Source organism: Thermus brockianus, from assembly GCF_021462505.1.
GTDB lineage: Bacteria > Deinococcota > Deinococci > Deinococcales > Thermaceae > Thermus > Thermus hydrothermalis.
Genome location: NZ_JAKEDV010000011.1, coordinates 20988 through 41874, shown reverse-complemented (window position 1 = coordinate 41874; position 20887 = coordinate 20988). Strand labels below are relative to the sequence as shown.

At 67.7% G+C, this 20887-nt stretch carries 20 protein-coding genes; 8 read left to right on the top strand and 12 right to left on the bottom strand.

Annotated elements, in window-relative coordinates; genetic code table 11:
• The first annotated feature begins 10 nt into the window (after window positions 1-10).
• The 3 genes from LXN00_RS11610 to LXN00_RS11600 are packed head-to-tail and all read left to right on the top strand — an operon-like array spanning window position 11 to window position 2383.
• A complete protein-coding gene (locus LXN00_RS11610) occupies window positions 11-1648 on the top strand; it encodes an FAD-binding dehydrogenase (protein ID WP_234508394.1) in 1638 nt (545 codons plus the stop codon).
• 4 nt (window positions 1649-1652) lie between these two features.
• On the top strand, window positions 1653-2045 hold the full coding sequence (mce, locus tag LXN00_RS11605; protein ID WP_234508392.1) for a methylmalonyl-CoA epimerase: 393 nt from the start codon (window positions 1653-1655) through the stop codon (window positions 2043-2045).
• The gene (locus LXN00_RS11600) at window positions 2045-2383 is read left to right on the top strand and encodes a VanZ family protein (RefSeq protein WP_234508390.1); all 339 of its coding nucleotides are present in this window, start codon (window positions 2045-2047) and stop codon (window positions 2381-2383) included. The genes mce and LXN00_RS11600 overlap by 1 nt, the downstream gene beginning before the upstream one ends.
• Here the strand turns inward: LXN00_RS11600 and LXN00_RS11595 are convergent.
• The 8 genes from LXN00_RS11595 to LXN00_RS11560 form a co-directional block, all read right to left on the bottom strand.
• Window positions 2337-3020, bottom strand: a complete 684-nt coding sequence (locus tag LXN00_RS11595; protein ID WP_234508387.1) for an SDR family NAD(P)-dependent oxidoreductase — start codon at window positions 3018-3020, stop codon at window positions 2337-2339. The two genes, LXN00_RS11600 and LXN00_RS11595, sit on opposite strands and share 47 nt — an antisense overlap.
• A 4-nt stretch (window positions 3021-3024) precedes the next feature.
• Entirely contained in the window at window positions 3025-4002 is a 978-nt protein-coding gene (locus LXN00_RS11590) for a hypothetical protein (RefSeq protein WP_234508386.1), read from the bottom strand.
• Window positions 3999-6467 (bottom strand): LPS-assembly protein LptD, encoded by a 2469-nt coding sequence (locus tag LXN00_RS11585; protein ID WP_234508384.1) that lies wholly within the window; start codon window positions 6465-6467, stop codon window positions 3999-4001. Before LXN00_RS11585 ends, LXN00_RS11590 begins: the two co-directional genes overlap by 4 nt.
• The gene (locus LXN00_RS11580; RefSeq protein WP_234508382.1) at window positions 6464-7507 is read right to left on the bottom strand and encodes an LptF/LptG family permease; all 1044 of its coding nucleotides are present in this window, start codon (window positions 7505-7507) and stop codon (window positions 6464-6466) included. The genes LXN00_RS11585 and LXN00_RS11580 overlap by 4 nt, the downstream gene beginning before the upstream one ends.
• Window positions 7504-8514 (bottom strand): LptF/LptG family permease, encoded by a 1011-nt coding sequence (locus tag LXN00_RS11575; RefSeq protein WP_234508380.1) that lies wholly within the window; start codon window positions 8512-8514, stop codon window positions 7504-7506. The genes LXN00_RS11580 and LXN00_RS11575 overlap by 4 nt, the downstream gene beginning before the upstream one ends.
• A 45-nt stretch (window positions 8515-8559) precedes the next feature.
• Window positions 8560-8970, bottom strand: coding sequence for a hypothetical protein (locus tag LXN00_RS11570; RefSeq protein ID WP_234508378.1), 411 nt, complete (start codon window positions 8968-8970; stop codon window positions 8560-8562).
• Between the two features lie 222 nt (window positions 8971-9192).
• Window positions 9193-10227 (bottom strand): alcohol dehydrogenase family protein, encoded by a 1035-nt coding sequence (locus LXN00_RS12755; protein WP_234508376.1) that lies wholly within the window; start codon window positions 10225-10227, stop codon window positions 9193-9195.
• Window positions 10224-10616 (bottom strand): SCP2 sterol-binding domain-containing protein, encoded by a 393-nt coding sequence (locus tag LXN00_RS11560; RefSeq protein ID WP_234508374.1) that lies wholly within the window; start codon window positions 10614-10616, stop codon window positions 10224-10226. Before LXN00_RS11560 ends, LXN00_RS12755 begins: the two co-directional genes overlap by 4 nt.
• A gap of 53 nt (window positions 10617-10669) precedes the next feature.
• On the opposite strand from LXN00_RS11560, the gene LXN00_RS11555 reads away from it, so the two are divergent.
• Window positions 10670-11122: a hypothetical protein gene (locus LXN00_RS11555; RefSeq protein ID WP_234508371.1), complete on the top strand. Its 453-nt coding sequence runs from the start codon at window positions 10670-10672 to the stop codon at window positions 11120-11122.
• Here the strand turns inward: LXN00_RS11555 and hrpB are convergent.
• Window positions 11079-13361: an ATP-dependent helicase HrpB gene (gene hrpB, locus LXN00_RS11550; RefSeq protein ID WP_234508369.1), complete on the bottom strand. Its 2283-nt coding sequence runs from the start codon at window positions 13359-13361 to the stop codon at window positions 11079-11081. The genes LXN00_RS11555 and hrpB overlap by 44 nt on opposite strands.
• Window positions 13362-15269: a DNA topoisomerase subunit B gene (locus LXN00_RS11545; RefSeq protein ID WP_234508366.1), complete on the bottom strand. Its 1908-nt coding sequence runs from the start codon at window positions 15267-15269 to the stop codon at window positions 13362-13364.
• A gap of 129 nt (window positions 15270-15398) precedes the next feature.
• On the opposite strand from LXN00_RS11545, the gene LXN00_RS11540 reads away from it, so the two are divergent.
• Complete coding sequence (locus tag LXN00_RS11540) at window positions 15399-15785, top strand: hypothetical protein (RefSeq protein WP_234508364.1); 387 nt, start codon at window positions 15399-15401, stop codon at window positions 15783-15785.
• Here the strand turns inward: LXN00_RS11540 and LXN00_RS11535 are convergent.
• Window positions 15782-16996 carry a TaqI-like C-terminal specificity domain-containing protein gene (locus LXN00_RS11535; protein WP_234508362.1) on the bottom strand — a complete coding sequence of 405 codons (1215 nt, stop codon included), beginning with the start codon at window positions 16994-16996 and terminating at the stop codon, window positions 15782-15784. The genes LXN00_RS11540 and LXN00_RS11535 overlap by 4 nt on opposite strands.
• Window positions 16997-18184, bottom strand: a complete 1188-nt coding sequence (locus LXN00_RS11530) for a glycine C-acetyltransferase (protein ID WP_234508359.1) — start codon at window positions 18182-18184, stop codon at window positions 16997-16999.
• Window positions 18185-18291: 107 nt separating this feature from the next.
• Between LXN00_RS11530 and LXN00_RS11525 the strand changes: the two genes are divergently transcribed.
• The 3 genes from LXN00_RS11525 to LXN00_RS11515 all read left to right on the top strand — a co-directional run bounded on the left by LXN00_RS11525 (window position 18292) and on the right by LXN00_RS11515 (window position 20818).
• The gene (locus LXN00_RS11525) at window positions 18292-19194 is read left to right on the top strand and encodes a DUF4032 domain-containing protein (RefSeq protein ID WP_234508357.1); all 903 of its coding nucleotides are present in this window, start codon (window positions 18292-18294) and stop codon (window positions 19192-19194) included.
• A gap of 186 nt (window positions 19195-19380) precedes the next feature.
• Complete coding sequence (locus LXN00_RS11520; protein WP_234508356.1) at window positions 19381-20040, top strand: CsgG/HfaB family protein; 660 nt, start codon at window positions 19381-19383, stop codon at window positions 20038-20040.
• Complete coding sequence (locus tag LXN00_RS11515) at window positions 20012-20818, top strand: hypothetical protein (RefSeq protein WP_234508354.1); 807 nt, start codon at window positions 20012-20014, stop codon at window positions 20816-20818. Before LXN00_RS11520 ends, LXN00_RS11515 begins: the two co-directional genes overlap by 29 nt.
• The last annotated feature ends 69 nt before the right edge of the window (window positions 20819-20887 follow it).

The following is a 20887-nucleotide window of genomic DNA, read 5'->3' as shown; positions in this document are numbered from 1 at the left end:
CCGCCAAGCTATGGATGCGGACGTGGTGGTGGTGGGCGGGGGGCTCGCCGGTCTGGTGGTGGCCACGGAGGTGGCGGCCCGGGGGAAGCGGGTCTTCCTCCTGGAGCAGGAGCCCCACCTGGGGGGGCAGGCCTTCTGGTCCTTTGGGGGGCTTTTCCTCGTGAACTCCCCCGAGCAACGCCGGCTCGGCATCCGGGACTCCGTGGAGCTCGCCTTCCAAGACTGGCTGGGCTCCGCCGGCTACCACCGGGAGGAGGACTACTACGGCCAGCTTTGGGCCCAGGCCTATTTGAGCTTCGCCGCCGGGGAGAAGCGGGCCTGGCTCGCCTCCTTGGGCGTCCGCTTTTTCCCGGTGGTGGGCTGGGCGGAAAGGGGCGGGGGCTTGGCCACGGGGCACGGCAACTCCGTGCCCCGCTTCCACATCGTCTGGGGCACGGGGCCTGGGCTTTTGGAGCCCTTTCTCCGCCGGGTGGAGGCCTTTGCCGCCGAGGGGCGCCTGAGGGTCTTCCTCCGCCACCGGGTGGAGGAGGTCCTGGTGGAAGGGGGGAAGGCGGTGGGGGTGGCGGGGGTGGTCCTGGAGGAGGACCCCAAGCCTCGAGGGGTGCCCACGAGCCGCAAGCCCCTAAGGGACTTCGCCTTCCGCGCCCAGGCGGTGGTCCTGGCCACGGGGGGGATTGGGGCCAACCTGGACCTGGTGCGCCGCTACTGGCCCGAGCGCATGGGGAGGCCCCCAGAGAGGATGCTCGTCGGCGTGCCCGACCACGTGGACGGCTCGGGCCTCTTCCTGGCGGAGCGGGCGGGGGCGCGCCTGGTCAACCTGGACCGCATGTGGCACTACCCCGAGGGGGTGGAGAACCACACCCCCATCTGGACGGGCCACGGCATCCGCATCCTCCCCGGTCCCTCGGCCCTCTGGGTGGACGCCACAGGCAAGCGCCTCCCCCCGCCCCTCTTCCCCGGGTTTGACGCCCTGGAGACCCTGCGCCACCTGCGCCATACCGGTTTTGACTGGAGCTGGTTCATCCTGGACCTGCGCACCCTGAAGAAGGAGTTCGCCCTCTCGGGGTCCGAGCAGAACCCGGACCTCACCGGCAGGCGCTGGCTCCAGGTGATCCAAAACCGCCTTCTGGGCCCCGCCGCCCCCGTGCGGGCCTTTTTGGAGCGGGGAAAGGACTTCCTCGTGGCGGACCACCTTTCCGACCTCCTGCGGAAGATGGACGCCCTGGCTCCCGGGGTTTTGGACCCCGTGCGCCTCGAGAGGGAGGTCAAGGCCCGGGACCTAGAGCTCCTAAACCCCTTCGCCAAGGACAGCCAGATCCTCGCCCTCCACGCCTTCCGCCGCTACCGGGGCGACCGGATTTTCCGGGTGGCCAAGCCCGCCCCCTTCCTTTCGGGGAAAAGCCCCTTGGTGGCGGTGCGCCTTTGGACGCTTACCCGCAAGACCCTGGGGGGCATCCAGACCGACCTCAAGGCCCGGGCCCTAACGCCGAGGGGCGAGCCCCTTCCCGGGCTCTTCGCCGTGGGGGAGGCGGCGGGGTTCGGGGGCGGTGGGTTCCACGGCTATAAGGCCTTGGAGGGCACCTTCTTGGGGGGGTGTCTCTTCACGGGGCGCCAGGCGGCCAGGGCGCTTCTGGAGGGGCTAGAATAGCCCCATGCGGCTTCACCACGTGGGCATCGCCGTGGAGGACCTGGAGAAGGCCAAGGGGCGCTACCTCCTTTTGGGCTACCGGGTGGTGGCGGAAGGGGAGGTTCCGGCGCAAGGGGTGCGGGTGGCCCTCCTTAGGGGGGAAGGGGAGGCCCTTTTGGAGCTCCTCGCTCCCCTGGGGCCCGAAACCCCCGTGGGCCGCTTCCTGGCCAAGCGGGGGCCTGGCCTCCACCACCTGGCCTTCGCCACGCCCGATATTGAAGGGGAGCTCGCCCGGCTGAAGGCGGCGGGGGCGAAGCTTATTGACGAGGCGCCTAGGCCCGGCTTTGGGGGGCACAGGGTGGCCTTCCTCCACCCCTCCTTTGGCCTTGGGGTCCTTTGGGAGCTGGTGGAGGCCTAGTGCGCCCCCTTTTCCTCCTCTTGGCTCTCCTCCACATGGGCCTCCTCTGGTGGCTTTCGGACCAGCCCCAAACCGGGCTTGGGCTTCCCCACCCCTGGGACAAGGGGGCCCACTTCCTGGCCTACGCCCTCTTGGGCCTTCTCCTGCGCTTGGGCCTAGGCCGCTTTCCCTGGGCCTTTCTCCTGGGGGCGGCCTACGGGGTGGTGGACGAGTACCACCAAAGCTTCATCCCCGGCCGGGAGGCCTTCGGCCTAGACCTGGTGGCGGACGCCTTGGGGGCCTTTTTCGGGGCTAAAGCGGGGGGTAGATGGGAAGCTCCAAAAACCTCCCGCCCCTAGCCGAGGCGGCCCGCACGATGGCCTCCGCCACCAGTTCGGGGGCGATCCAGCGGCTCGGGTCCGCCTCGGGCATGGCCCGGCGGTTGGCCTCGGTGTCCAGGGTGCCCATGGGGTAGACCACGAGGAAGCGCACCCCCTCCACCTCCCCTTGGAGGGATTTCAGAAGGCTCGCCAGGGCGGTTTTGGCCATGGCGTAGAGGGCCCGGCCGGGGCCCGCCCCCGTCCAGGCGGGGCCGGCGGCGATGGCGGCGAAGAAGCCTTCCCCCCGCCTTTCCATGTAGGGGAGGACGGCCTTTAGGAGGTTGTAGGCGGTGCGGAGGTTGAGGTCTAGCATCCAGTCGTAGAGTCCCGGGTCGGAGTCCAAAAAGCGCCCGGCGGCGAAGCCGCCCACGGTGTGGACCACGCCGTAAAGGGGAGCTTCCCGCTCCACGAAGCGGGCCAGGGCCTCGGCTTCCTCGAGGCGGGTGAGGTCGGCCACGAAGGTCTTAGCCCCCACCTTCTCCGCCCTCTCCGCCATGCGCTCAAGCCGGGGGTCGGAGAGGAAGAGCCTCGCTCCCGCCTGATGGAGGGCGGGGATAAGGGCCCGGGCCAGGGCCCCGCCCGCTCCCGTGACCAAGAAGGCTTTTCCTTGGAGCATGGCTTCATTCTACGGGGATGAAGGCGAGGGCGTTGGGGCTAAACCCCATGGAGGCGGTCGCTTGGGGATAGGTGGGGAGGGGGTTTTGCTGGAGATCGTAGACCTCCAGGAAGCTCCCCCGGGCCAGGTAGAGGTAGGCGTCCTGGCCCACGGCGGCGGCGGCGTAGGCGGTATAGGCGTTCCGCGCCCCCGAGTCCCGGGGGGAGAGGACCCGGAAGCCTTGGCCATAGGCCACCAGGCCCTGCACGGGGTCCAGGGCCAGGCGGACGGGGCCTGGGAAAAGCCCGAGGCTTTGCGAGGTGGGGTTTTCCACCCCGTTCCAGGCGAGGAAAAGGGTGTCCGTGGCCGTGCGGCCCGCCCCTAAAAGCCTTCCCCCCGGGTCCAGGCGGAGCTCGGTGGGGGTGAGGCTCGGGAGGGAAACCTCTTGGAAGGGGGTGCCCGTGGGATCTGCGGCGGGGCGGTAGCCCAGGGTCCCTTCCGCGAGGTAGGCGAGGAGGTCTAACCCCCCTTGGGGGAAGAGGGCGAGGCGCACCCCAGAAGGAAGCCCCGTGAGGTCGGCCTCCCTTGGGCTTCCCAGGTCGGGGAGGGCGAAGAGGAAGGCCCGGTTGGCCCCTGGGCAGTGGGCCAGGGCCTGGTTCGCCCCCAGGCGCAGGTAGCCCCCGGTGCAGTCCACCCCCAAGGAGGCCGTGGCCGGGGTGCCCTGGGGGGCGGCGCTTTCCGTGAAGCCCGCCGTGGGGTAGGCCTCGAGGCGGTCGGGGAAGAGGAGGAAAAGCCTTCGGAAGGCGTTGCTGTAGGCCAGGTCTTGGAGGTTCGGGGCAGTCCAGGTGGCCACGGGGCTTCCCGTGCCCCGTTGCAGGTCCGAGGCCTTATAGAAGTGCACCTCCCCGCTTCCTCCCGCCGCCACCAGGGCGGGCAAGGGGGGTTCTTGGCTTCCCGTGCAGGCGGCCAGGACCAGGGTTAGGAGGAAGAAAAGCCTTCTCACGGAAGACCTCCCAAGCGCACGCCCTCCTCGCCCATGAGGACCTCCGCCGCCTGGCCCCCGTAGAGGAAGGCCAGGCGCACCTCGCCCTTGGCGGCGTCCAGGGTGTAGCGCAAGGCCCAGCAACACCGGTCTAAGGTAAGGATAAACTTGGGCCTTAGCGTTTCTCCCGGCAGGTCCTGCGTGAGGAGGGCGGTGAGGTGGAGTTTGGTGTTCTCCCGGCCCAGGAAGGTGAGGGTGGGGCCGAAGGCCCTTAAGGCCAGGGTGTACCCTTCGGGCCTAGTGGGCTGGCGGAGGTAGCTTAGGCTTCCCGAGAGGGAAAGCCCCGGAAGCACCCCTTCGTCCAGGGGGATGGGTTGCCAAAGTTCCACGCCCCCGCTAAAGGTGGCGTCCTTCAGGTAAATCTCCCGATCCTGCACCTCCGGGAGGTGAAGGTTCGCCCCAAAGCGAAAGCCTGCTTCAGGCAGGGCCTGGGAGAGGGAAAGCCGGAGGTTGGTCCCTCGAGGCCCCTCCTGGAAGCGGCCCGAAAGGAGAAGGTCCAGAAGGGGCCCCGGGGCCACCCCCGTGCGGAAGCCCAGGGCGTAGCCCAGGGCCTCCCGGTCCAGGGTGGCCTGGAGGGAGAGGCTTTGGGGGCCCAGGATGGCCTGGCCTTGGAGGGAAAGGGTATCCTTCTGCCAGTCCCGCCGGCCCTGGAGGGTGTAGGCGTCCCCGCTTTCCCTGAGGGCGAAGGTGAGGTCGGTGGTGAGGGCTCCTTCCCCGTTTAGGCCGTGGCGGTGGGTGAGGGAGAGGCTTCCCGCCGGCAGGGCGTAGGCCCCCTGGAGGGTGAGGGGGTCAAAGCGGGCCTTGGCATGGTCGTAGCGGAGGCTTGCCCGGAGGGAGAAGGGGTAGGGGGTGAGGCTGGCCTCGGCCTGGGTTTCCAGGGGGCCTTCCTCCTCCAGGCCCCGCTTGTGGTAGAGCCGCAGGGCGTACCCCGGGTCCTGGAGCCTCGCCTCGGCCTCGAGGGGGAGGTACCTGTTCCCCTCCAGGTCCCGCCCCCCCTTGAGGCTTAGGGAAAAGGGCCTTTCCTGGAAGCCCAGGGCCAGGGTGGCCTGGTGGCTTCGCCGGGTGGGGAGGGCGTCAAAGCGGAAGGGGCTTTCCCCCTCCTGGACGCTCCGCCCGTAGGCCCCTTCCAGGCTAAAGCCCCCAAGGGTTTGGCGGAGGCTAACGCTTAGGCTCCAGTCCACCTGCCGCTCGTACTCCCCATCGGGGTTTTGCGTGGTGTAGTAGAAGCCCCGGAAGCGGCCCTCCGCCCGGAGCGCGCCCCCAGGCCAGGGGCTCAAGGCGAGGCTTTCCGCATGGGCAAAAAGGGCCCTCCCCGCCTCGGCGTAGGGCCCTAGGGCGCGGGCCGAGCGGTTTAGGGGGTTGGTCTCCGCCAGGTAGCGGCCCACCGTAAGGCTTGCCTGGAGGCTAAAGGGGCCTTCCCGGAAGGTGGGGGACTGGACCTCGAGCTCGGGGAGGCGTTGCAGGGTGCGGGGGGGCGGGGTGCTTTCGTCGTGGTCCAGGAAGCCCTCGAGCCTTAGGGCGTAGCGGAGGTCCTGGGGGGTAGGGGTGCCGGGAAGGAGGGCTTCTAGGCGGAAGCGGGAAAGCTTCTCCCGGGTGTCGTCCCGCTCCAGGAGGGCCGTGAGGGAAAACTCCCGCTTCTTCAGGGCGTACTCCCCCCGGTACTGGAAGGTGTCCGGTGGGGTGTGGAGGAAGAAGTAGCGCTCCTTGGCCTCCCCCACGCCCTGGTGGTCAAAGCCGAGGCCAAACCCCCGTCCCTGGTAGTAGCGGAAAAGGGTGTACCCGAGGCCGAAGGCGGCCACATAGGGTAGGTCGGCCTTGAAGAAGAACCCCCCCTCGTCCTGGCCCACCTCCAGCCGGGGCCGCCTTTCCGAGAGGTAGAGGAGGAGCACGGGAAGCTCCAAGAGGGGTTCTTCCCGCCAGAGGAGGACCACCCCCCGGGCCACCACCCGGTCCCCCGGGTACAGGACGATCTCCCGGGCGCGGAAGGCGTAGTCCGGCACCTCCTGGCCGCAGGAGGCGCAAGGGGTGGCGTAGCCCCTTTCCAGGAGGATGGCCCCCGCCGCCCGTTGGCAAAGGGGTCCGGTGAGGAGGAGGTCCTTGGCCTCTATGCGCACGGAGAGGGCGTCAAAGCTCTCGTCCTTCAGGTCCACCTGGAGCTCTTCCGCCTCAATGAGCCGGCCCTCCTTGTCCCGGTAGCGCACCTTCCCCGAGAGGTAAAGGAGCCTCCGGGCGCGAAAGTAGGTGACCCGCTCCGCCTCTAAAGCCTCCCCGTTCCGCTCCAGGCGCACGGGGCTTCCTACGAGGACGTAGACCTCCTCTCCCCCTTCTTCCCGTAGCTCCAGCCTCTCCGCCTCCAGGACCTTGAGGACGTTCTCCTCCGCCCAGGCGAAGGGGAGGAGGAAGAGGAGGAGGAGGGCCCACCTCACCTTCTACCCCCGAGGAAAAGGAGGAGCCCGAGGAGGCCGTAGACCAGGATGGGCCCCCAGGCGGCGAGGATGGGGTCCAGGGCGTTCTGCTCCCCCATGATGCGCCCCACGCTCCAGGTGGCGTAGTAGAAGAAGGTGAGGACCGCCACCCCCACGAGCCCCAGGCTCCGGCTCCCCCCGAGGAGGTAGAAGGCGAGCCCCGTGGCGAAGAGGGCGAAGACCAGGGCGGCGGCGGGCTCGGCGAAGCGGCGGTAGTAGGTGGTGGCCTCGAGGCCCGCCCGCACCCCCTGGGCCCGAAGCCTCTGGACCTCCTGCCGGAGCTCGGCCAGGGTCATCCGGTTCGCCGGGTTCTGCCAGGGCTCAAAGGTGAGGTCCTTGAGCACCAGCTCCCCCCGCCGGAAGCGGGTCAGGGTGCGGGGGCGGTCCCCTTCGTAGGTGAGGCGCTTCCCCTCCTCCACCCTTAGCACCCCCCCTTGGAAGCTCCCCTTTTCCGCCAACAGGACCTCCTCCCGGGAAACCACCCGGAGCTTCCCAATCCTATCCCCCGCCACCTCCCCCACGTACACCACCCGGCCCTTTGCGTCCTGGAAGGTGGCCCCGGGGGTGAGGAGGGTGCGGGGCCTTTCCAGGACCTGCCGCCTCAGGAGGTCCTGCCCCTGGGCGAGCGCCCTAGGCACCAGGCTTTCCCCCAGGAGAAAGGTGAAGAGGGCCACGCCGCTTCCCAAAAGCAGAAAGGGTAAGAGCACCCGCTCCCGCCGCACGCCTAGGGCCAGGAGGGCTTTGAGCTCCGAGTCCTCCGCCATACGGGAAAGGAGGAGCAAAAGGGCGAAGAGGTAGGCCACCGGGGCCCCCCGGGCCACGGCCTCCGGGGTGCGGTAGAGGAGGTAGGCAAGGAGGGTGTAGGGGTCAGCCCCCTTGGCCACCAGGGGGGCCAGGACCTCGTAGACCGCCCCCGCCAGGAAGAGGAGGACGATGAAGAGGAGGCCCAGGCCGAAAAGCCCCAAGGCTTCCCGGAGAAGGTAGCGGTCCAGGGTCTTCACCGTAGCCTCCAGGTGAGGAAAAGGGCCAAGGCCCCGTAGAAGAGGTTGGGCAGGTGGGCCAGGAGGGGGCTCACGTCGTAGCGGGCGAGCTGGGCGCTCAGGGTCCAGAGCACGTAGTAGCCGAAGATGAGGAGGACCACGGCCAAAAAGGCCCAGGCCGCCTCCCGGAAGGAAAGGCCCAGAGCCGCTGCCACCCAGCCCAGAAAGAGGGCCCCCAGGGCGTCCGCCAGGCGGCGGTGCAGGGCGAAGCGGGCCGAGGCCTCCACCTTCCCCCGTTCCCAAAGCTCCCTTAGGGTGGTGGTGTCGTAGGGGTCGCGGGAGCCCAGGCTTTCCTTGGGGCGGAAGCTTGCGGGGAAGGGGAGGGTGCCCTGGAAGGCCCGCACCTCCTCGCCCTCCAGCACGTGGCCCTTGAGGTGCCAGCCCGTGTTGTCCCACACGCCTTCGGCGGCGCTATAGACCCTGCCCTCCCCGTCCACCACCCGCACCCCATACAGGCGGTTCGCCGCCCCCTCGGGGTGGATCTCCTCGGTGTAGTACACCCCAAGGCCCGGGGGGGCGTAAAGCTCCTTGCGCAGAACCCCGCTTAGGGCTCCTTCCCCGTAGAGGAGGCGGGAAAGCGCAGCGTCGTAGGCCTCGAGGGCCCTGGGCCTCACCTCCGCCAGGTTCGCCAGGTTCAAAAGGGCGATGAAGAGGGAAAGGAGAAGGAGGGGCCGGAGAAGGGCCCAAGGGGGCACCCCCCCGGCGTAGGCCGCCTTGAGCTCCGACCCCCGGATCAGGCGGGATAGCCCCACCAAGAGGGCGAAGACGAGGCCCAGGGGCAAGGCCAGGCTCAGGGTCCAGGGGAGACGGAAGAGGATGAGGCGGAGGATATCCTCCGCCCCCGCCCCCCGGCTGAGGAGGACCCCCGAGAGGCTGGAGAGGAGGTCAAAGGTGAGGAGGGCGACGAAGAGGAGCACCCCCACCAGGAAGGGGAGGAGCACCTCCCGCAGCACGTAGCGGCCCAACACCCGGCCAAGTATACGGAAAGAGCATGAGAAAGGCGAAAGAGGCCCCTAGGGATGGGCGATCACGTGGATCACGGGGAGGCCAAAGCGCTCAGCCTGGGTGTGCACGTCCAGCCTGAGCCAGCGGGATAGCCCCGGGGGCAAAGTGGCGAGGACGATGGCCTGGTAGGCCCCCGGGTGGGTGGCGAGCTCTTCCTCGAGGGCGAGGAGGGGGGAAACATCCCCCGCCTTGGCCTCGGCGATGGGGATACCCTGGGCTTCCAAGGCCCTTTTGGCCGCCTCCGCTTCGGCCTCCGCCCGCCTTTTCACCTCTTCCTCCTCGTACACCCAGCCCGGCGGGGGCACGGCGGGCACCAACAGGGTGAACTGGGCCTCGGGGTCTTGGGCCAGGATTTCCCGGAGTTTGGCCGCCAACGCAGGGCTTTTGGCCGTGCGGTGGGCCACCACCAAGTACCGCATGGTACCACCCCCTTTCCCTAAGCCTAGCCGGGAAAGCCCGGGGGCGTGGGGCGAAGGCGCACAATGTACCGGGAATGGTTCTCAAAAGCTTCGCCGCACCCCACAGGAACCCCCTCCGGGCCGGGTTTTTCTGCATAGCACTTTACATATCGGCAAAGCGTGGTATACTAAAGGAGTCAGACGAAGAAGGAAGGCCGCCCGCAAAGGCAGCGGGTTTGTTTTTTAGGGCACCAGGGCCACCTTGGTGGCTTGGCGCTCGTGGAAGAGCCGGTAACCCTCCGCCGCCTCCGCCAGGGGAAGGCGGTGGCTGAAGACGAAGCTTCCCTTTAGCCTCCCTGCCCTTTGCAGGGCCAAGACCTCGCCGATGTAGCGGGGGATGTTGGCCAGGGCGCTCCGGAAGGTGATGCCCCGGCTGAAGGCGGAAAGCCAAGGGTACTCCACCTTCTCCGCCGTGGGTACCCCGAGGCTGGACACAGTCCCTCCAGGCCCCGCCAGGCGGAAGGCGAGGCGCAACGCCTCCCCATCCCCTCCCACCGCCTCCACCACCAGGTCGGCCCCCTGGCCCTCCGTGTCCTTGCGCAGGCGGGCCACGGGGTCTTCCGCCTTGGGGTTTAGGGGGAGGCTTCCCAGGGCCTTGGCCTTTTCCAGGCGGCTTTCCTCGGGGTCTATGGCGTAGACCACCCCCGCCCCCAGGGCGTGGGCCACCATCTGGGCCATGAGGCCCACGGGCCCCGAGCCCACCACCGCCACCACCATCCCCGGCTCCAAGAAGGGCCTCACCCCCCCGTAGGCGGTGGTGAGGATGTCCCCCGCCAGGATGGCCTCCTCCGCCGGGAGGTCCCCGATGGGAAAGAGGCTTGTCCGGGCGAAGGGGACCCTTACCCGCTCGGCCTGGGCCCCTTGCAGGTTGCCCAGGGCCAGGCCGAAGCCGTAGACGCCGCCCTTCAGGCAGGCGAAGAAGCGCCCCTTGCGGCAGGCCACGCAGTCCCCGCAGGCCACCTGGAAGCTCCCCACCACCCTTTCCCCTAGGGCGAAGGGCACCAAAGGCCCCTTCTCCACCACCCGGCCCACGAACTCGTGGCCGAGGACGGTGCCCGGCAGGACCCCGGCGATCTTGCCGTGGTAGATGTGGAGGTCCGAGCCGCAGATGGCGGCGAGTTCCACCTCCACGATGGCGTCGGTTTCCGCCTCCAGCTTGGGCTCCGGGACCTCTTCCACCGCCACCTGGAAGGGCCCCTGGTACACCACCCCTTTCACGCTACCTCCTGGGCCACCTTTACCAGCTCCTGGGCCGCTTGGGCGTAAGGGGCCAAGGCGGCGAGGGAGCCTTTTTTGAGCTCCAAGAACCCCCGCATGAGGGCGGTGAGGGGCTCAAGCCTCCCCTCCAAGACCTCCTGCCAGGTGGCGAGGTCGGCCTCTATGACGAAGTCCGCCTCCGGTTCGCCCTCCACCACCCTCGCCCCCCGGCAGGCCCCGTGCCAGAGGTCCAGGACCACGGCGACCCCCTGGGGCAGGCCCGCCCCTGGGTCGGGGCGGACGCTAAGGGCCAGGCTCCCCTCCCAGGTGGCCGCCGCCTTGCGGTAGGCCTCGCTTTGGGAAAGCTTCTCGCAGTACGCCTTCGCCCACGCCTCGCTAAAAAGCTCCATGCCCTACCTCCGTTTGCACCGAGTATAACCCTAGAAGGCTTAGGCTAGGAGGCGTGGTCTACCTCTTGGACCTCTCGGGGGTGTACTGCGAGCCGGTGGAGCCCCGCCTCATCCGGCTCCTGGCCGAGGCGGGCGGGGAAAGCCCCTTTTACGTGTCCCAGGCCTTCTATGACCTCCTCCCCCGCCTAAAGGAGGAAGGCCCAGGGGTCCTGGACACCCTTTTCCCGGGGGCCTCGAGGCTCTACCCCCGGGCCTTCGTCCCCCGGCCCCTGGCCTTCCCCACGCCCTTTTACCTGGTTTCCGACCTGCCTCCTCCGGAAGGGCTTGCCGCCTTCTTCCACCCAAACAAGCTAGAGGCTTTGGCCCAGGCGGTGGCCGTTTTGGGCGAGGAGGCCCTTTACCTGGACGATAACCCCCTCCTGGTGGAGCGGGCGAGGGAACGGGGCTTTCGGGCGGAGCTTTTTAGGGGTTTTCCGGCCACGGGTGCTTGGGGTAGCGGCGCATGAGCTCCCGCCGCACCTCGGGGTAGCGTTTTTCCCAGAAGGACTGGAGGTCCTGGGTCACCTGCACCGGGCGCCGGGCGGGGGAGAGGAGCTCCACCGCCACGGGGACCTTCCCCCCCAGGACCCTGGGGGTTTCCCTGAGGCCGAAGGCCTCTTGGATGAGGAGGGAGAGGAGGGGTGGGGCGCTCTCCCGGTATTGGAGGCGCTTTCGCTTGCCGGAAGGGAGGGTGAGGGTTTCGGGGGCCAGGGCCTCGAGGGCTTTCCTCGCCTCCCCTAGAAGGCTAAGGAGGATCTCCTTCCAGGGGAGTTCCCGAAGCTCTTCCACCCGCCTAACCCCTTGCGTCCAGGGGAGGAGCCAGGTGAGGTCCTGAAGGAGGGTTTCTTCCGTGAGCTCGGGCACCTCCACCCCGTGGTCCCTAAGGAAGGCGAGGCGGAGGAGGACCTGCCGGGCCTCCTCGGGGAGGGGGAGGCCCTCTTTGAAGACCTCCCTTAGCTGCGCTGGGGTGGGGGGGCCGGGGTCGGTGGGAAGCCTCTCCAGGAGAAGGGCCCCGTACCGCCTCTCCAGGTACCCCCGTAGCCGCCCCTCCTCCCATCCCGTCCAGGCGCCCACCTCCGCCCGCTCCAGGAGGTCTTCCCGGGCCAAGGGGGCGTGGAGGAGGACCCGTCCCGGTAGCTCCGCCCCCACCGCCACCAGGTACGGGGGGCCGTCCCCTTCCAGGTGGAGGAGGGGGCCGGTGCACAGGCGGTAGCGCCCGGGGCCTACCCGCATGGCCGCCCGGTCGGGGTAGGCGAAGAGGAGAAGCCGCCCCACCGCTTCCGGGTGGGGGAGGCTTTCCAAAGGTTGGGTGCCGAGCCGCCTTCGCCAAAGGGCCGAGGCCCGCTCCACCCCCAGGAAAGCCCCCCGCCCCTCCTTACGGGCCAGGAGGAGGGCTTCCAGTTTGGCGAGGAGGTCCCTTTCCCCTTCCAGGGGGTCCCGCTCCTCCAGGAGGGCCATGAGGTCCGCCGCCAAGGGGAGGAGGCCGAGCTCCTCGGCCGCCAGGGCCATCCGGGCCAGGCGGGGGTGGGTGGGGAGGCGGAGCATCCGCTGGCCCAAGGGGGTGAGGCGGCCTTCCCGCACCGCCCCCAGGAGGTGGAGGAGGGCATGGGCCGCCTCCAGGGCCCCCTTAGGGGGCGGGGTGGGGAGGGGGAGGTCTTCTAGCCTTTCCCCGAAGGCCAAGGCCAGGAGGACCGCCCGGGAGAGGTCGGCCTCGAGGATCTCGGGCCGCTTGGGGGGGAAGGGGCCCATGGGGTAGAGGCGGTACACCTTCCCCGGGCCAAGCCGCCCCGCCCGCCCCGCCCGCTGCCGGGCGGAGTCCTCGGGGATGGGGGCGAGGGCCAGGCGGGTGAGGCCCGTCCTCGGGTCAAAGCGGGGTTTCTTGGCCAGGCCCGTGTCCACCACCGCCCGCACCCCGGGCAGGGTGAGGCTCGTTTCCGCCACGTCCGTGGCCAGGACGATCCTCCGGGGCCCCGGCCTGAGGAGGGCCGCCTGCTCCGCCAAGGGAAGCCCCCCGTGGAGGGGAAAGGCGGGAAGGTCCAGGAGGAGCTTGCGCGTCCTCTCTATCTCCGCCTTCCCCGGCAGGAAGACCAGGACATCCCCTTCCCCTTCCAGGAAGGCTTTCCGGGCGTAGCGGGCTACCAGGGCCTCTAGGGGGCCTTCCGGCACCCTTTCCAGGTGAAGGATCTCCACGGGGTGGCTTTCCCCTTCCACCGCCAAGGTGGCCCCGGCCAGGGTCCTTTCCAGGTCGGGGTCGGGGGTGGCGGTGAGGAGGGCGAGCTTGAGGTCGGGCCTTAGGGTTTCCTGCACCCTTAGGAGGAGGGCGAGGGCCAGGTCCCCTTCCAGGTGGCGCTCGTGGGCCTCGTCCAGGAGGACGGCGGAAACCCCTTCCAGGGTGGGGTCCTCCAGGAGGAGCCGGGTGAGGAGGCCCTCCGTCATGACGAGGAGCCGGGTTTCCGGGCTCTCCCTGGCCTCGAGGCGCACCCGGTAGCCCACGGTCTTGCCCAAGGGTTCCCCCAGGTTTTCCGCAAGCCTCGCCGCCACCGCCCGGGCCGCCACCCGCCTGGGCTCAAAGAGGAGGATCCGCCCGGGTAGGGCCTTGAGAAGCCTCAGGGGGAAGAGGGTGCTCTTCCCCGCCCCAGGGTAGGCCTTGAGGAGAAGGCGGCCCCTTTGGAGGAGCAGGGCCACCGCCTCGTCCAGCCACGCCATCTAGATGTCCAGCTCGGCGTAGCGGGCGTGCTCTTCAATGAAGTCCCGCCTGGGGGCCACGTCCTGGCCCATGAGCTTCTCAAAGAGCTCGCTGGCCTCCAGGGCGTCTTGGAGCTCCACCCGCTTGAGAACCCGCTTTTCCGGGTTCATGGTGGTTTCCCAAAGCTGCTCGGGGTTCATCTCCCCCAGGCCCTTGAAGCGCTGCACCTCGTAGCTTTTGCCCTCTAGCTCCTTGAGGCGCTCTGCTAGCTCCTCCTCGGAGTAGAGGTACTCCACCTTCTTCCCCACCTGGAGGCGGTAAAGGGGCGGCTGGGCGATGTAGACGTGCCCCCGCTCAATCAGGGGGCGCATGTAGCGGTAGAAGAAGGTGAGGAGGAGGGTGCGGATGTGGCTCCCGTCCACGTCGGCGTCGGTCATGATGATGATCTTGTGGTAGCGGAGGCCTTCCAGGTCAAAGTGGGCCTCGTCCCCCGTGCCCCCAATCCCCGCCCCGATGGCCGCCACCATGGCCCTGACCTCGGCGTTCTTTAGGGCCTTGGAGAGCCCCGCCTTCTCCACGTTGAGGATCTTCCCCCGAAGGGGCAGGATGGCCTGGAAGCGCCTATCCCGGCCCTGCTTGGCGCTTCCCCCGGCGGAGTCCCCCTCCACGATGAAAAGCTCCGCCTCCTCGGGGTTTTCCGTCTGGCAGTCGGCGAGCTTCCCCGGGAGGTCGTCCGACTCCAGGGGGTTCTGCCGCCGCACCAGTTCCCGGGCCTTCCGGGCCGCCTCCCGGGCCTGGGCCGCCCGCAGGGCCTTCTCGTAAAGGGTCTTGGCAATGCGGGGGTTCTCCTCCAGGAGCTCTAAGAGCTTCTCGTAGACCACCTGGCTCACGGCGCTTCCCGCCTCGGGGTTTAAGAGCTTCCCCTTGGTCTGCCCTTCAAACTGGGGCTGGGGGAGCTTCACGCTCACCACGGCGTAGAGGCCCTCCAGGAGGTCGTCCCCCGTGGGCTGGGGGCCTTTCTCCTTGTTGAGGCCCGCTTTTTTGGCGTACTGGTTTAGCGCCCGGCTATAGGCGGTCTTGAAGGCGGTGAGGTGGGTGCCCCCGTCCCGGGTGGGGATCATGTTGGCGTAGGTGAGGATTTCCGCCGTGTAGCCCTTGGTGTGGATGAGGCCCACCTCCACCTCCACGTCCCCTTCCTGGCCCCGGATGAGGAAGGGCTTCTCGTAAAGGAGTTCCTCCCCTTCCGCCAAGGCCTTGGCGAAGGAGGCCACGCCCCCCTTGTCCAGGAAGACCTCCTCTTTGCCGTGCTGGAGGTCTTTGAAGACGAGCTTGAGCCCCGCCACCAAATAGCTCACCTCCCGCAGGCGGGTCCGGATTTTGCTCGGGTCAAAGGCGAGGGCGCCGAAGATCTCGGGGTCGGGCTTGAAGGTGACCCGGGTCCCCGTCTTGCCCTTGGGGGCCTCGCCCACCACCCGGAGGGGTTCGGTCACCTCGCCCCGGCTAAAGGCGATGCGGTGGTGCAGGCCGTTTCGGAAGACCTCCACCACGGTCCACTCGGAAAGGGCGTTCACCACACTCGCCCCCACCCCGTGGAGGCCGCCCGAGACCTTGTAGGCCCCGCTTTCAAACTTCCCCCCGGAGTGCAAGGTGGTGTAGATGACCTCCACGGCGGGCTTCCCCTCCTCGGGCATGAGGTCCACGGGGATGCCCCGACCGTTGTCCTCCACGGTGAGGGAGCCGTCGGGGTTCAGGGTGGTGACGATCTCCGTGGCGTAGCCCGCCAGGGCCTCGTCCACGGCGTTGTCCAGGATTTCCTTAAAGAGGTGGTGGTACCCCTCCACCCCCGTGCCGCCGATGTACATGGCGGGGCGGTGGCGCACCCCTTCTAGCCCTTTGAGCACCTTAATGGCGGAAGCGTCGTAGCTCACCCCTCCAGTATACCACACCTAGCCGGGCGGGGATTTTGCCCTTGCGCATGGGCAGGACGGCGGCCTTGGGGTAGGGGTGTTTATGGAGGGAATATAACTAGCTCCCTCTTTCCCCGGTATGATGCGGCCATGCCGGTCCTGCTCTTCCTCCACGCCCTTTTGGGCCTCCTTTTGCTGGTAGCGGTGCCCGCTTTGGCCCTGGTGGGGCTAGCGGGGTTTTTCCGCCCCTTGCCTTCCCGCTTTTATGCGGCGCTCCGGGGGGTGGCCTGGGTGGCTATCCTCCAGGTGGCCTTGGGTTTTTGCCTTCTCCTCTTGGGCCTGAGGCCCAAGGAGGGGCTCCACCTCCTCTATGGCCTTCTCTTGGCGGCGGGGCTCCACTACCTGGGGGGCCTCGAGCCCGGGGGGTGGTTCCACCGGAGCCTCAAGGACCCCCCCAAACGGCCCGAGGTCTTCGTGGCCCTGGGGCTTCTCTTCGCCGTGGGGCTCGTGCTTCGGGTCTATCTCACGGGGCGCTAGAGGAGGTGGGGCGGTACGGGAAGCCTCTCCAGCATGGGCCGGGTGAGGTGGGGGACCATCTCCCGGTAAAGCCCCCGGTAGTAGGCCTGGACCTCGGGGCCGTTCAGGTAGTCCACGAGGCCCGCCAGGTCCACCTTCACCCCATCCTTGGGCACCAGGTGGAACTCCTCCCGCCACGGGTAGGCCCGCTCGTCCAAGGCCGCCACCACCCGGTAGTGGCGGGTGTGGCCCACCACCAGGTGGGGGAAGGCGTAGAAGGGCTTGAGGAGGGGGGCGGCTTCCTTGGGGAAGTAGAGGCCGGAATGGGGGGTTTCGTAGTCCACCCTCCCCGGCAGGAGGTTCCGCCCGGTGAGGACGGGCACCAGGCCGGGCCCCGGCTCGAGGCGGGTCAGGGGGTGGGCCTTCACCTCGGGGCTGCGGGCGGCGAAGTGGAGGTGGAAGAGGCTTCCCAAAGGCAAGCCCTTTTTTTCCAGGGCCAGGGCCTCGGGGTGAGGGAAGCGCACCATATCCCCTTGCCAGAAGGGGTCTTCTAGGAGAAGGGCAGGGGGCTTACCCGCGGCGAGGCCTTCGGCATCGTAAAGCGCAAGGCCCCTCCCCCCCTTGCGGAAGCGGAGGACCGTGGCCCGCACCTTGAGCCTGGGAAAGGCCCGCCCCAGATAGAAAACCTCCAAGGCGCCTTCCTCGGCCAGGAAGCGGCGGAGCTTTTGAAACTCTTCCAGGACCATCCACCCCGCAGGCACCACATAGACCAGGCTTCCGCCTTCCCGAAGGAGGCGCACGCCCTGTTCGAGGAAAGCCCCATAGAGGTTGTACCGCCCCCGCCACGTGGCGAAGCGTTTCCGGTAGAGGCGGCGAAGCTCTCCAGGAAGGCGCGCCCCTGCCCCTAGAGCGCCGTAAGGGGGATTTCCCAAGATCAGGTCAAACGCCTCCCTAGGCTCCAGGAGGAGGAAGTCCGCCAGGAGGCCCTCCGCCCAAGGGGGGAGGTCCAGGGCGCTTGGGTCTATCTCCACCCCATAGAAGCGGTAGCCCGTGCCGTGGGCCTCCCGGAAAGCCTTGAGGAAGGGCCCGTGGGCGCAGGCGGGCTCTAGGACCTTTCCCCCTAGGGGGGCTTCGGCCAGGCCCACCATGAAGCGCACCACCTCGGGGGGGGTTTCCACCCGGCCCAGGCTCTTTCCGGTGGCTCCTTGCGGGAGGGGAGGGGGAAGGAGCATTTAGCGGATTATACCGAGCCTCCGCCCCACCTTGGCGTAGGCCTCGAGGGCCTTGTCCAGCATCTCCTGGGTGTGGGCGGCGGTGACGATGTTGCGGATCCTGGCCTTTCCCCGAGGCACCGTGGGGAAGCCGATGCCCACGGCGAAAACCCCTTCCTCCAGGAGGAGGCGGCTCGCCTCAAAGGCCAAGGGCGCTTCCCCGAAGAGGACGGGGGTGATGGGGGTTTGGCTTCCCAGGGTGTCGTAGCCCAGGCGGGCGAGCTCTTCCTTGAAGTAGCGGGTGTTCGCCCAAAGCCTATCCACCCGCTCGGGCTCCTTCTCAATGAGCTCCAAGGCCCCGAGGAGGGCCCCCACCACCGCCGGGGGGTGGCTCGTGGAGAAGAGGAAGGGCCTGGCCTTGTTGATGAGGAGGTCCTTGAGCTCCAAGGCGCCGGCGGCGTACCCCCCCACCACGGCCCAGGCTTTGGAGAGGGTGGCCACCTGGATTACGTCGGGGTCCTGGTGGAAGCCGAAGTGGTGCACGGTGCCCTTGCCCTTCTCCCCCAAGACCCCGGAGCCGTGGGCGTCGTCCACGTAGACCACCGCCCCGTACTTCTTGGCCAGGGGCACGATGCGGTCCAGGGGAGCGATGTCCCCGTCCATGGAGAAGACCCCGTCGGTGACGATGAGCTTGAGGCCCTCGGTGTCGTGGGCCTTGAGGAGTTCCTCCAGGTGCTCCACGTCGGCGTGGCGGTAGACGAGGCGGGTGGCCTTGGTGAGGCGCAGGCCGTCAATGATGGAGGCGTGGTTGAGCTCGTCGGAGAAGACCAGGTCCCCCTCCTGGAGCAAGGCCCCCAGGACCCCCTGGTTGGCGGTGAAGCCGGACTGGAGGACCAGGGCGCTTTCCGTGCCCTTGAAGCGGGCGAGGGCCTCTTCCAGCTCCAGGTGGTAGGTGAAGGTGCCGGCGATGGTGCGCACCGCCCCGCTTCCCGCCCCCCACCGCTCCAGGTACTGCTTGGCCTTTTCCTTGAGGTAGGGGTGGTTGGCGAAGCCCAGGTAGTTGTTGGAGGCTAGGTTGACCACCTCTTTCCCCTCCACCCGGGTCACGGGCTCCTGGGGGGCCTCGAGGACCTTGGGGCTGATGTAAAGCCCCTCGCGCTTTAGCCGCTCCAGCTCGCTTTGCACCCTGGCACGCAAGGAAAGGCTCATGCCCCTATCTAACCCCTTGGGTTTCGCCTTTGTCCAGGCCTTGGTCCTTTCTTCACCTTCTTCTGACCCGAAGGGGCTACCCTAAGGGAAGGGGTGGTAGCGGTTCCATGCGGGGCTTCCTACAGGCGGAAACCGAGGCGGAGCGCCTAGAGCGCCGGGCTAGGCTTTTAGAACTCCTGGACCGCTTCCGGGGGGAACCCTCGGAGCTTTTGCCCTTCCACCAGGTCCTGGCGCTCAGGCCCAAGGGGGAGCACCACCTGGGGCTAAAGACCATTGAAGTGGACAAGGTGGTGGGCTCGGTGGACCGCTACGAGGACTTTGACCGCCGTTTCCTGCCCAAGACCCCGCACACCCTGGAACGCTGGAAGCGGCTTAGGGCCTTGCAGCTAGAGGGGTACGAGTTTCCCCCCATAGAGGTCTACCAGGTGGGGGAGGTCTACTTTGTCAAGGACGGCAACCACCGGGTGGCCCTGGCCAAGGCCACGGGGCAGAAGTACATAGACGCCTACGTGATCGCCCTGGATGTCCCCGTGCCCGTGGAGGCCAAGGACACCTTGAAGGACCTGATCCTGAAGGCGGAGTATGCCAACTTCCTAGAGAAGACCCGCCTGAAAGCGCTCGTGCCCGAGGCGGAAGACATCCTCTTTTCCACCCTGGGCCGCTATGACATCCTCCTGGACCACATCGCCACCCGGCGGTATTTCCGGGGCCTCGAGGAGGGCCGGGAGATCCCGTGGGAGGAGGCGGTGGTGGACTGGTACCAAAACCTCTATAGGCCAACCCTAGAGGCCATCCGGAAGCTTGGGCTCCTGGCGGAGTTCCCTGGGCGCACGGGGGCGGACCTCTACCTCTGGATCATGGACCACCGGTACTTCCTGGCCCAGGAACTTGGGGTGGAGCTATCCCCCGAGGAGGCGGCCCGAAGCTACGGGGCCCGGTTTGGGCCCTGGTGGAAGCGGATGGGGAGCGGGCTCAAGGCCTGGTTAAGCCATAGGGGGAAAAACCCTTAAGCTTAGCCTCAGGCAGTTGTAAGCCGCGTGCATTTGCACTTGACCCTATTTGTTCCGTGGCAATAAGTTAGGATCGGGCGCCTAGAGACCCCTTAGGTGCCTAGAAGTGAGGTGAAACCTATGAGAAAAAGCTTTGCTCTGCTTGCTCTTGCCCTATTGGCGTCTTTGACAGCGTGTGCCCCCAGCGTGACCACCAAGACCTCTTCGGGTTTGGAGGGGGAAAACCCCTATGCCAACTACACGGGGCCACGGGCTAAGGCGGTGGTGGCCAACTTTATCTGCGCTGCTGCCCAGTGCCCTGCGGGGGTGGGGGCTTCCATTTCGGAGCTTTTGATGACCGCCCTCATCAACACCAACCACTTCATCCTTTACGACCGTTCTGTGTTGGCGCAGATCCAACAGGAGGCTTACCTCGGGGGTAAACCCCTCAACCTCCAGGGGGCTGAGCTTCTGGTTGTAGGCTCCATTACAGCCTTTGAGCCCGATGCCGGTGGTACCCGGGGAGGGGGCGGAGGGATTTTGGGAGGCCTCCTGGGTGCCTTTGGCGGGGGGCAGAAGCGCTCTTACGTGGCGGTGGATATGCGCATCGTGGATGCCCAAAGCGGCGCCATCATTTCCGCTTTCCGCGTGGAGGGGGAGGCTACGGATGTGGACTACGGGGGGCTCCTAGGCATTCTGGGGCCGGGGGCTGCCCTTGTGGGTGGGTTGAAGCAATACGAGAAGACCCCCATGGGTAAGGCGTTGGCTGTGATGACCTCCAAGGCGGTGGAGGAGATCATCAAGCGCACGCCTAGGAGTTACTTCAAGTATGCTCCGGATGGGAAGCCTTACCAGCAGCAGCCTTAGGCGCTTCGTTCTTCTCCTGATCCCCCTTGTTCTAGGGGTCACCCTTGGCCAAGGGCCCAAAACCCTAATCCTGGTGAGCCAGGGAGAGTACTGGTGGGATGAAGAGGCGGGTCTTTACGAGGCGGCCTTGCGGGAGGAGCTTCTCCAGGGGGGGTTTCGGGTGCTGGACGCTGCGCAGGTGCAAAAGGTAGCGGACCGCCAGCTCCTCACCCGCTTGGTGCAGGGGGATGCTTTGGCAGCCATTACCCTGGCCACCAACTTTAAGGCCGATGCCGTGGTGGTGAGCCGCGTCTTCACCTCCCGCGTCCTGGCCACCCGCACCAACGTGGCCACCTTCTACACCTATAAGGCCACGGCGGACGTGCGGTTGGTGATGGCCAGCACGGGCCAGGTGGTGGGGAGTTGGAGCCCTTCGCAGACGGGGACAGGCACCTCTGAGCGGGAAGCGGCCTTTGCGGCCCTGCGCAACCTGGGCAAGCAGGTGGGGCAGGAATTGCGCAAGCAGAACTTCGCTGCCGCCGGGGCTAGCCCCGTGGTCCGCCTGACGGTGACCGGCCTTAAGAGCTTTACGGACGCTTCGGTGTTGCTAAGGGAACTGGGAGCCCAAAAGGGTGTGGTTTCGGCGGAGCGCAAGAGCTTCGCCAACGGCGTCCTCGAGGCCGAGGTGGTTTTCCAGGGGTCCGTGGACGAGCTTGCGGCGCTTTTAGAGGGCCTTCGGCTTCTTCCCTTGGAGGTTACGGAGGTGAGCGGTTTTGCCATAGAGGCGCGGGTCCGTTAGGCCGATCCAGCCTAGGGCCGGGGGCGGGGGAAACCCCGCCCTTGATTGTGGCCCTGGGTCCCCTATATT

Coding starts and splice junctions, on each gene's coding strand:
- LXN00_RS11610 (WP_234508394.1), top strand. CDS start 11: ATGGATGCGGACGTGGTGGTGGTGGGCGGGGGGCTCGCCGGTCTGGTG.
- mce (WP_234508392.1), top strand. CDS start 1,653: ATGCGGCTTCACCACGTGGGCATCGCCGTGGAGGACCTGGAGAAGGCC.
- LXN00_RS11595 (WP_234508387.1), bottom strand. CDS start 3,020: ATGCTCCAAGGAAAAGCCTTCTTGGTCACGGGAGCGGGCGGGGCCCTG.
- LXN00_RS11570 (WP_234508378.1), bottom strand. CDS start 8,970: ATGCGGTACTTGGTGGTGGCCCACCGCACGGCCAAAAGCCCTGCGTTG.
- LXN00_RS11560 (WP_234508374.1), bottom strand. CDS start 10,616: ATGGAGCTTTTTAGCGAGGCGTGGGCGAAGGCGTACTGCGAGAAGCTT.
- hrpB (WP_234508369.1), bottom strand. CDS start 13,361: ATGGCGTGGCTGGACGAGGCGGTGGCCCTGCTCCTCCAAAGGGGCCGC.
- LXN00_RS11540 (WP_234508364.1), top strand. CDS start 15,399: ATGCCGGTCCTGCTCTTCCTCCACGCCCTTTTGGGCCTCCTTTTGCTG.
- LXN00_RS11535 (WP_234508362.1), bottom strand. CDS start 16,996: ATGCTCCTTCCCCCTCCCCTCCCGCAAGGAGCCACCGGAAAGAGCCTG.
- LXN00_RS11530 (WP_234508359.1), bottom strand. CDS start 18,184: ATGAGCCTTTCCTTGCGTGCCAGGGTGCAAAGCGAGCTGGAGCGGCTA.
- LXN00_RS11525 (WP_234508357.1), top strand. CDS start 18,292: ATGCGGGGCTTCCTACAGGCGGAAACCGAGGCGGAGCGCCTAGAGCGC.
- LXN00_RS11515 (WP_234508354.1), top strand. CDS start 20,012: ATGGGAAGCCTTACCAGCAGCAGCCTTAGGCGCTTCGTTCTTCTCCTG.